This is a genomic window from Pseudomonas sp. TH49, assembly GCF_016650625.1.
Classification (GTDB): Bacteria; Pseudomonadota; Gammaproteobacteria; order Pseudomonadales; family Pseudomonadaceae; genus Aquipseudomonas; species Aquipseudomonas fluorescens_H.
Genome location: NZ_JAEKFL010000002.1, coordinates 658,387 through 668,588 on the forward strand (window position 1 = coordinate 658,387; position 10,202 = coordinate 668,588).

The window sequence follows — 10,202 nt, forward strand, 5'->3', positions numbered from 1 at the left end:
CTCTGTGGAGTTTTTGTCCGAATACGCCAGCTTCCTGGCCAAAACCGTGACCCTGGTCGTTGCCATTCTGGTGGTGCTGGCCAGTTTTGCTGCTTTGCGCAGCAAGGGCCGGCGCAAGTCGGCGGGTCAGCTGCAGGTCAGCAAGCTCAACGATTTCTATAAAGGGCTGCGTGAGCGCCTGGAGCAGACCCTGCTCGACAAAGATCAGCTCAAGGCCTTGCGCAAGGGCCAGGCCAAGGCTGAGAAAGGCGAGAAGAAGCAGAAGAGCAAAACCGAGAGCAAATCCCGGGTGTTCGTGCTCGATTTCGACGGTGACATCAAGGCGTCGGCCACCGAGAGCCTGCGTCACGAAATCACCGCACTGCTGACTCTCGCCACGCCAAAGGACGAAGTGGTACTGCGTCTGGAAAGCGGCGGCGGCATGGTTCACAGCTACGGCCTGGCGTCGTCGCAACTGGCGCGTATCCGCGAGGCCGGCGTGCCGCTGACCGTGTGCATCGACAAGGTCGCGGCCAGCGGCGGTTACATGATGGCCTGCATTGGCGAGAAGATCATCAGCGCACCGTTCGCGATCCTCGGTTCGATCGGCGTCGTCGCGCAGTTGCCCAACGTCAATCGCCTGCTGAAAAAGCACGACATCGACTTTGAAGTGCTGACTGCCGGTGAATACAAGCGCACCCTGACCGTGTTTGGCGAAAATACCGAAAAGGGCCGCGAGAAATTCCAGGAAGACCTGGACATTACTCATCAACTGTTCAAGAACTTCGTCGCCCGCTACCGCCCGCAACTGGCCATCGACGAGGTCGCCACCGGTGAGGTCTGGCTCGGTGTCGCGGCGCTGGACAAACAGCTGGTGGACGAACTCAAGACCAGCGACGAGTACCTCGCCGACCGGGCAAAAAAGGCAGAGGTCTACCACCTGCACTACGCCGAACGAAAAAGCCTGCAGGAACGCATCGGCATGGCGGCCAGCGGTTCGGTGGATCGTGTGTTGCTGAACTGGTGGAGTCGTCTGACCCAGCAACGTTTCTGGTAATGCACTAAAACAATAGCCCCGTTCTCTGTCCTGCCGAGAACGGGGCTATTTTATTTTTTGGCGGTATATATGTATTTCTCGAGTTCGAATTGTTGATTCGAACCTCGCTGTTTTTATCGACTATTCGCGCTTTTATATAAGGCAGCGCTCGGTAAGCTGGTGATACTTTTCAGCTGTCGAGTGTTCAATATGTCCTCTTTGTCGGTTCGTGATGCTATTCCTGTTTTGACGCCTGAACAGAAAGGCCTGTTTTTCGAGTTAATTAAAAACAATACACCGGACTGGTTGTTGGCGGCTCCCGGTGAGTTGCGTCATAAGCTCTATCAAAGCTTGATTGCCAGTCATCGCTCCCAGAGTGAAACCGGCAAGTCGCTGAGTAGCCTGAAGTCACCGCAAAGCTTCTGTGCGCCGCTGCTTGCCAAGGCGATGGCTGACAAGTTGGGTGAACCGCTGGATATCAATGGGGTGATCTTTCAGCACGTACGCTCGACCTCCAGCCTGCTGGGGCTGCGCAGGAAACTGGTATTGCCGATCGACCGTGATCTGTTGAGCGCCGCCTGTGAAAACTTTGAAGCAAGTGAAACTCAGGCGACAAATTACAACGAAACTTCGCTGATTTATATTCCCGAAAAGATAACCGGGCGCGAACCTCGGATATTGCCGCTACAACCACACGAGTTTGCAACACTGTGTCGGACTCTGGATCTGGGCAAGCAGTATCAGACGCATCTTCGGGCTGTATTCGATGTTGATGCTGAAGTTAATCCATTGCGCAACAAGTGCATTGCCAATTGGCGGAATCGATTTGATGTGGAAAGACATTTGGCACTGATGAAAAAATACATCAGTGCGGATGTACATCAGATGTTGCAGGCAGTAACAACTAACCAGAGTCCAATCAAACTTGGCCATAACACCCTGGGTTATCAGGGGCTGCAGATGTTCGGGGTGACGCTGGGCGGCGCGCTGTTCATCGGGCCGGTCAGTGAGCACGCCGACGACGACTACCGTTGCGTGGTCTACCTGCCGGGCGATCCATTACACCCGCTGAAGGAATACGCCTCCTTCAGCGATTTCGAGAGGGAGTTGAGCGAGCGCCTGAAAAAGACGGCGTTCCGCAAGTTCTTCACCCGCTATATCAAGGTCCGTGAGCGCTTGCTCTGGGAGACGGAGCTCGATGCCCGCCTGTATCCGCGCAGCAATTCGATGCTGCCACATGCCTCCGGCTATATCACGTTGTCCGGCATCGATTTCGTCGGTGATCCGTTCAGCATGACGTACCGCCAACATGCCGAGCAGACCCTGGCGGATGCCCGGCTGATGGTGGTTCCCACCGACGATGAAGACGAAAAAACCCGGCTGGCCCGACTGGATACCTACAAGACGATCGGCGTCGATCTGCTGCTGATGGCCGCATCGTTTATCCCCGTGCTGGGCGAAGTGTTGCTGGCAGCTACCGCGGTGCAGTTGCTCTGGACCGTCTATGAGGGCATTTCCAGCTGGACACGGGGCGAGAAGGAGCAGGCAACGGATCACTTTTTCGATGTGGTCGAGAACCTGATCCTGCTGGCGGCGTTCGCGGCGGGAACACGGGCCGCGGGCGCCACGTTCAGAGTCGTTCGGTCATCGGCGTTCATCAAACGGCTGCGCATGATCAGCCTGCCCGCAGGCCAGGCCCGCTTGTGGAAGCCTGACCTCAGCGCCTATCGCCAGCAGCGCCTGCTGCCACAAGGCTTGCCACCCGATGAGCGCGGTTTGCGCTGGGTCGAAGGCCAGGCGTTCCTCACCCTGGACGCGCACCATTATGCCGTGCGCCCCAAGCCGCAGACCGAGTTGTGGGAAGTCCTGGCGCCGTCCGAGGTCGCCAACCGTTATTCGCCGGTGCTCGAAACCAATGGCAGCGGCGCCTGGCGCCATGACACCGAACTGGTGCAGGAGTGGGATCGCCTGACGCTGTTTCGCCGCTTCGGTTTTACCCGGGAACGAATCCCGGACGACGCCGCGTTGCGAGCCCTTGCCGTAAGCGGTGTCGAGGACAGCGTCCTGCGCCAGATTCACATTGATAACGGCCATCCTCCGGCGCTGCTCATCGATACGGTCCGGCGGTTTCGCGCCGACGCGGCGGTGACTGAGTTTTTCGATCATTTGCAGACTCCGGCATCCGCGCCATTGGCAGACCCTGATCTGCAACTGCAGGTGCTCACGACATTGGCGGGCTGGCCGGCCGACAGCGCTATACAAGTCGTCGACTCGGCGGGAATCCGGGGCAATGTCTACGGCGCACCAACGGCCACGACTTCGTTGCGAATCACCCAACAGGCACTGGACAAGGGCCAACTGTATTCATGGCTGTTGTCGACCCTCGAAACCCGGCAGCGTGAGACTCTGCTTGGTCTGACGACCACGGATGCGGGAGAGCAAAGCCGCAAGCTCCTGCAAATTGTCAGTGAGCAAGCTGAAAGCCTGCGGGTGCAACTGTTCCAGCGGGTCTACCGACGCAGCGAAGCAGCGAGCAATGGCCGAGCGCAATTGCTGCTCGACAAGTTTGCCAATCTGCCGGCCAGCGTGGCCGAAGAACTGGTGGGCGATGCATTGATTGGCGAGGCGCAGGAGCTGGATGCCGGCCGCATCCCATTGCGTCTGGCACAGGAGGTGCGGCGTTATCTGCAGGCTATCGCGGTCTGTCGCGCCTATGAAGGCCTGTATCTGGACAGTGGCGGAGGTTACGACACCAACCGCCTGGTGCTCGACACCCTTGAGCACCTGCCAGGCTGGTCGGGTACCCCGTTGATTGAAATTCTCGAATGGTCGGGCAGCTACGGTAACGTCGCCTCGATCGGCCCGGTCGACGCCCGCGAACGAATGCTGGTCAATGTGCTGGCAGACCGGGTCAGCGTCTTCGATGGCACCGAGCATCCCCTGACTGAATTTGCCGGACGCACCCGTGCACATTATTTTCAGGCGCTCTGGCACGGACTGTCGGCGCCGCGCAAAACCGCACTGGGCTTGCTGGCGGATGCCGGGGCCGAGGTGCTGCGCGAGAATATTACCCGGCTTGCTCTCCAGCGACGCATGACCTTTGCCGTGGCCATGGGCGATCGGCCCGGCGATTTTTCGCCGATGGGCCTGGCAGACCGTTCGCCGGCGGGGCCTGGTGCTCGCTCAAGTGCCAACATTTCAATCGCGGCGCGGCGTGCGCAGGAACTCTATCCGGCGTACGCTCCCGAGCAGATCCAGGCACTGCTCGCCACCCTGGGCAGCGACGAGATCGCGATTCTGATGAAGCTGGAAAAGCTGCGCCTGGAGTTTATAGGGATCCGCGAAACCCTGAGTCGCTGGGTGAGCGGGCAAACCTGGAGTGCCGGTACCGATCGCGTATGGCAACTCGTGCCACAGTCAGCCAAGCTGCGCGCCATGCGCACCATCATCCGCAGTTGGCGCAAGGAGCGCGGACGGCCCGGTGACGGATTGCCCGACAGCTTGTGCCTGGCGCCAGAGCCTCTGGGCGAGTTGCCGCTGATCGTCGGCGATTTCAGCCACGTCACCCATCTGGTGATGGACGGCGTGGCGCCTACGCTGGGGTTCAACGCTTTTTTGCAGAATTTCAGTCATCTGCGCAGCCTCTCGCTGCGGGAAAATGACCTGACGCAGCTGCCTCCGGCCCTGAACAACATGGCTTGGCTGACGGAGCTGGACCTGAGCAACAACCAGCTGCATTTGTCGTCCGTTTCAGCGTCTGCGCTGGAGCAACTGACCCGGTTGCGCGTACTTGACCTGGACCTGAATCCGCATCTTTCGCACGCCCCCGACGTCAGCTTGCTGGCTGATCTGGAAAGCCTGAAGTTGCGTGGCTGCGCCCTTGAGCAATGGCCTCGGGGCATTGCCGGATTGGCGCGGCTGCGTCTGCTTGATCTGCGCGACAACCAGATCACCGCGCTACCAGCGGCGGCGTTCGATGGGCCGGCAGCGCTCAGTCGCGCCACCCGGCTGCATGGCAATCCGCTGTCGGCGGAAACGCTGCAACAGATTGCGACGTATCAGCAGGCGAACGGCGTCAGTTTCGGCGTGACGATTCCGACCTATCAGCGCTTGTCGCAACTGAGCATGGCGTTTGATGGCCAGAGCGCGCGCTGGCTGGTGGGCAGCCCCGAGGCCGAAGCGGCACCGCGCCGCACCACTTGGGAAGCGGTGCGGGCGGCGCCCGGCTCGAGGGATTTTTTCAATGTACTGGCGCACTTGGTTCATACGGCCGATTACACGCAGATTTACCCCTACTTCAGCCAGCGGGTATGGAATGTGGTAGAGGCGGCAGCCGAGGATGCGCGCTTGCGTACGGAATTGTTTCGTACCGCGCGGGCCGGGGCCATCAGTGTCGATGGCTATTCGGCGGTGTTCAGCGAGATGGAGGTTCAGGTCCTGTGTTTTCGGGCCAGGCTGGCGGCAGGACTGGGCGGCGCGCCGCTGGAGTGGCAACTGACGCATCTGCTCAGGGGGTTGTTTCGCCTGCAGGAGCTGGAGGAGCGAGTCCTGGCCGATATCAACAGTCGCCACCAACCGGGGGGGCACGAACAGGCGCTGGAGTACAGCCTGGCCTACCGCGTGGGGTTGGCCGAGCGCCTGAATCTGCCGGGCCAGCCACACGCGCTGAGCCGTCCCTTGCAAGTCGAAGTGTCGCCGGCGGATCTGGATGAGGTGTATCAGGCCGTCATGCGCGTCGAGCGCACTCGTGCATTCTCCGACTGGTGCAGCGGCCAGCGGTTCTGGATCGAGTTTCTCGAATCCACCCAGGCGCCGTCCTTCGCTGCCGTCAGGGAGCGCAGTGCGCAGGCATTGGCGCAACTGGAGGGGCAGGCAGGGCTTTCCCGTGAAGCGGCGGCGGTGCAGATGAATGCAATCCACGACAACTTCCGCAACGAACGTCAGGCGTTGCTTCGCCGGCTCACCGAGGAGGCCCTGGCGCGCAATCCGGTCAATGAAGTTGCAGGGAGCCGCGACGTTGATGAAGAGGCGTCAGTCTGACTGAGCTTCGAAGGGCAGGGGAAGAACGCCTTGAGCAACGGCTCAAGGCGTTTTCGATCAGCGGCGACGGAACAGCGGCAGCGGTTCGTCAGTGGCGGCCTGGTAGGTCACCGAGAAGTCTTTCAGGCTTTCCAGCGCATCGTACGGGTCCTTGTCGGCGCGCAGGGCGAACGCATCGAAACCGCAACGGCGCATGTAGAACAGCTGATCGCGCAGCACATCGCCAATCGCCCGCAGTTCACCTTTGAAACCGTAGCGGTCACGCAGCAGGCGGGCGTTGGAGTAGTTGCGGCCGTCGGTGAAGGCCGGGAAGTTCAGGGCAATCACCTGGAACTGCGAGACGTCGGCACCGATTTCCTCGGCTTCTTCATCGGCATCCAGCCATACGCCCAGCCCGCCATCGCGGGCCTTGAGCGCGTGAGCATGATCACGCCACAGGGCCAGCGGCACGATCAGGTCGTCGCAGTTGGAGATACCGTCGAGGGTCGCGTCCTTGGGCAGCAAGTGCCAGGTTTCGTCGACCACCTCGTTGTTCTTAATGATTCGCTGCATAGACGCGTTCCTTGAAGAGGTCGATGCCAATACGCTGGTAGGTGTCGATGAAGCGCTCGTCTTCGGTGCGTTGTTCAACGTACACGTCGATCAGCTTCGAGATCACGTCCGGCATGTCGTCCTGGGCGAAGGACGGGCCGAGGATCTTGCCCAGGCTCGCGTCGCGGCTGGCGCTGCCGCCGAGGGACACCTGGTAGAACTCCTCACCTTTCTTGTCCACCCCGAGGATGCCGATGTGGCCGACGTGGTGGTGACCGCAGGCGTTCATGCAACCGGAGATGTTCAGGTCCAGCTCACCGATGTCGAACAGGTAGTCCAGGTCGTCGAAACGGCGCTGGATCGATTCGGCGATCGGGATCGACTTGGCGTTGGCCAGGGAGCAGAAATCGCCGCCCGGGCAGCAGATGATGTCGGTCAGCAGACCGATGTTCGGCGTGGCGAAACCGCTTTCACGCAGCTCGCCCCAGAGGGTGAACAACTGGCTCTGCTCGACGTCGGCCAGAATGATGTTCTGCTCGTGGGACGTGCGCAGTTGACCGAAGCTGTAGCGCTCGGCCAGATCGGCGACGGCGTCCAGTTGCTTGTCGGTGATGTCGCCCGGAGCAACGCCGGTCGGTTTCAGCGACAGGGTCACCGCGACATAACCCGGCTTCTTGTGCGCCAGTGTGTTGCGCGAGCGCCAGCGGGCGAAGCCTGGGTGTTCCTTGTCGAGTTCGGCCAGTTGGGCAGTCTGATTGTCCAGAGCCTTGTAGTCCGGGTCGACGAAGTGCTTGGCAACGCGATGCAGTTCGGCTTCGGTCAGTGTGGTCTGACCACCGCGCAGATGTTCCATCTCGGCATCGACTTTCTGCGCGAACACTTCAGGGGTCAGCGCCTTGACGAGGATCTTGATCCGCGCCTTGTATTTGTTGTCGCGACGGCCATAGCGGTTGTACACACGCAGGATGGCGTCGAGGTAGCTCAACAGGTCCTGCCACGGCAGGAACTCGTTGATGAATGCGCCGACCACCGGGGTACGGCCCAGACCACCGCCGACCAGTACGCGGAAGCCCAGCTCGCCGGCGGCGTTGTGTACCGGCTCAAGGCCGATGTCGTGGACTTCGATGGCCGCACGGTCAGCGGTCGAGCCGTTGACGGCGATCTTGAATTTGCGCGGCAGGTAGGCGAATTCCGGGTGGAACGTGGTCCACTGACGGACGATCTCGCACCACGGACGCGGGTCGATCAGTTCGTCTGCAGCGACACCGGCGAACTGGTCGGTGGTGACGTTGCGCAGGCAGTTGCCGCTGGTCTGGATCGCGTGCATCTGCACGGTGGCAAGTTCGGCGAGGATGTCCGGGATGTCTTCCACCGCCGGCCAGTTGAACTGCACGTTCTGCCGGGTACTGATGTGGGCGTAGCCCTTGTCGTAGTCACGGGCAATCTTGGCCATCATGCGCACCTGACGCGAGGTCAGTTGGCCGTAAGGCACTGCCACGCGCAACATCGGCGCGAAACGCTGGATGTACAGGCCATTTTGCAGGCGCAGGGGGCGGAATTCTTCTTCGCTCAGCTCACCTGCCAGATAGCGTCGGGTCTGATCACGGAACTGCTTGACGCGGTCCTCGATGATCCGCTGATCGTACTCGTCGTATACGTACATATAAGTCCTGTTCTCAGGCTTTGGGCTACTCGGAAAACGCTGCGTTTTCGCTTGCTGGAGTCCGATGGTGCCTCTGCAATTACGCGCGCACGGCCGCGCACTCCCTAACGGAGCCGGGGCAATATACCCGTTTGCAGTTATGCGCAAAAGTGATGTTTGAGTATATGTAAAGAACCAAATCGCCTAACGAGAATGGTTGTTGATTAACCCACATTTGTCGCGGGGACAATCATCGTCTTAACTGTGATCGAGTCTTTCTGCAATCACCGATAAAACCGACAAGAGGCGATGCAATGAGCAATCCGACCAAGGCAAAAAAAAGCGATAGCAGTGTCGATGCGTGGGCCATTCTGTTCCTGATCATTCTCGTAGTAGGGACGGCGGTATTCTGGGTCAGTCATCAGTAAACGACCGATTCGGGCCTGCTTCCGACGATTGTCGGACAAAAAACGGGATCAGGCGTCAGTAGCCGCTGATTCGGGGGCTATAATGCGCGGCCATTTTTCCCCGGGCCCGAATCATTCATGTTGAAGTTTTTCCACCTCAGTCTCCTGCTGCTCGGTGCGGTTTTCGGACCCGCGGCCCGGGCTGAGTCGGTGCTGTTCCTCAATCCGGGTACCACTCAGGAAGCGTTTTGGGTCAGCTATTCGCAATTCATGCAGGCGGCGGCCCGGGACCTGGGCGTCGACTTGCAGATTCTTTATTCCCAGCGCCAGCCCGAACTCACCGTGGCTCAGGCGCGAGTCGCCCTGCAGGGGCCGAACCGGCCCGACTATTTGATGTTCGTCAACGAACAGTACATTGCGCCCCAGATCCTGCGGCTGGCCGAAGGCAGCGGGGTCAAGCTGTTCATGGTCAACGCGGTGCTGACCGCCGATCAGCAGGCGCTGGTCGGGGAGCGGCCTGACCGCATAGGCAGCCTGGTGCCCAATGACGAGGAGGGCGGCTACCTGATGATGAAGGAGCTGATTCGCCTGCATCCGCCCGTGGCACGGGGTGAGTCGATCGAGGTGCTGGCATTCTCCGGCCTGAAGATCACCCCGTCGGCGCAATTGCGCGAACGGGGCATGCAGCGCGCCCTCGCCGAACATCCCCAGGTGCGGCTGCGGCAACTGGTCTACGGCGAGTGGACACAGCAGCGCGCCTACGAACAGGCACGACAACTGGTCGGCCGTTATCCGAACGTATCGCTGGTGTGGTCGGCCAATGACGAAATGGCGTTCGGCGCAATGCGCGCGTTCGCCGAAGTGGGCAAGGTGGCGGGCAAGGATGTGCTGTTCAGTGCGGTCAATACCTCGCCCGAGGCGTTGCGCGCAGTGGTCGATGGACGCTTGAGCGCGCTGGTGGGCGGGCACTTCACCCTCGGTGGCTGGGCGCTGGTGGAGTTGCATAACTATGAGCAGGGCGTCGATCTGGATCTTCATGGCGGGCGTGACCGTCAATTGCCGCTGCTGCAACTGATCGACAAGCGTCAGGCTCGGCAAATACTGGCCATGGGCGCCTCGCCGGATTACGGTGTGAGTTTTCGCAAACTGTCCGCCAAGGGGCGCCCCGCGTCCTATCGCTATCCGTTCAACCTGCAGACCCTGATGCACTGAACCCTGTCACACCCCGGCAAAGTGCAGCACCAGCTTGACGATGGCAAACAGCGTCAAGGCAAACATCGCGGTAAACAGGATACCCAGCAGCACGAAATGGCTGGGTTTGCCATGAGTGAAGTCACGTGCCCGGTTTTTCCCGCTCTGCACGCCGAACGCCGCGGCCATGACGCTGTGCAGCATCTGCCAGAAGCTCGGTGGCTTGTTGTCGACTGGATCGTCCATAAATCCCCCGTCTCAAAGGCTGTTCCGACAGCATAGTCAATGCGCCGGTTTGTGCTGCGTCGGCGAAGTGTCCGGTAACAAACGGGTGTCGATGCGATAACTATGTACCGCACACCGGCTGCGGGGAAAT

6 protein-coding genes are annotated in these 10,202 nt (G+C 60.4%); 3 read left to right on the forward strand and 3 right to left on the reverse strand.

The window, feature by feature from the left end; genetic code table 11:
- Positions 1-4: 4 nt before the first annotated feature.
- Positions 5-1,036, forward strand: a complete 1,032-nt coding sequence (sohB, locus tag JFU48_RS20370) for a protease SohB (RefSeq protein WP_003225526.1) — start codon at positions 5-7, stop codon at positions 1,034-1,036.
- 189 nt (positions 1,037-1,225) lie between these two features.
- A complete protein-coding gene (locus JFU48_RS20375; RefSeq protein ID WP_201137452.1) occupies positions 1,226-6,055 on the forward strand; it encodes a dermonecrotic toxin domain-containing protein in 4,830 nt (1,609 codons plus the stop codon).
- Positions 6,056-6,112: 57 nt separating this feature from the next.
- Here JFU48_RS20375 and JFU48_RS20380 read toward each other — a convergent pair whose 3' ends face one another.
- Together JFU48_RS20380 and JFU48_RS20385 are read right to left on the reverse strand one after the other, a co-directional pair.
- Positions 6,113-6,607 (reverse strand): DUF934 domain-containing protein, encoded by a 495-nt coding sequence (locus JFU48_RS20380; protein WP_003225515.1) that lies wholly within the window; start codon positions 6,605-6,607, stop codon positions 6,113-6,115.
- Positions 6,591-8,249 (reverse strand): nitrite/sulfite reductase, encoded by a 1,659-nt coding sequence (locus JFU48_RS20385; protein ID WP_201137453.1) that lies wholly within the window; start codon positions 8,247-8,249, stop codon positions 6,591-6,593. Before JFU48_RS20385 ends, JFU48_RS20380 begins: the two co-directional genes overlap by 17 nt.
- A gap of 524 nt (positions 8,250-8,773) precedes the next feature.
- Here JFU48_RS20385 and JFU48_RS20390 point away from each other — a divergent pair.
- Positions 8,774-9,847 (forward strand): ABC transporter substrate-binding protein, encoded by a 1,074-nt coding sequence (locus JFU48_RS20390; protein WP_201137454.1) that lies wholly within the window; start codon positions 8,774-8,776, stop codon positions 9,845-9,847.
- A gap of 6 nt (positions 9,848-9,853) precedes the next feature.
- Here JFU48_RS20390 and JFU48_RS20395 read toward each other — a convergent pair whose 3' ends face one another.
- Entirely contained in the window at positions 9,854-10,072 is a 219-nt protein-coding gene (locus tag JFU48_RS20395; RefSeq protein ID WP_003225504.1) for a DUF2970 domain-containing protein, read from the reverse strand.
- Between the last annotated feature and the right edge of the window lie 130 nt (positions 10,073-10,202).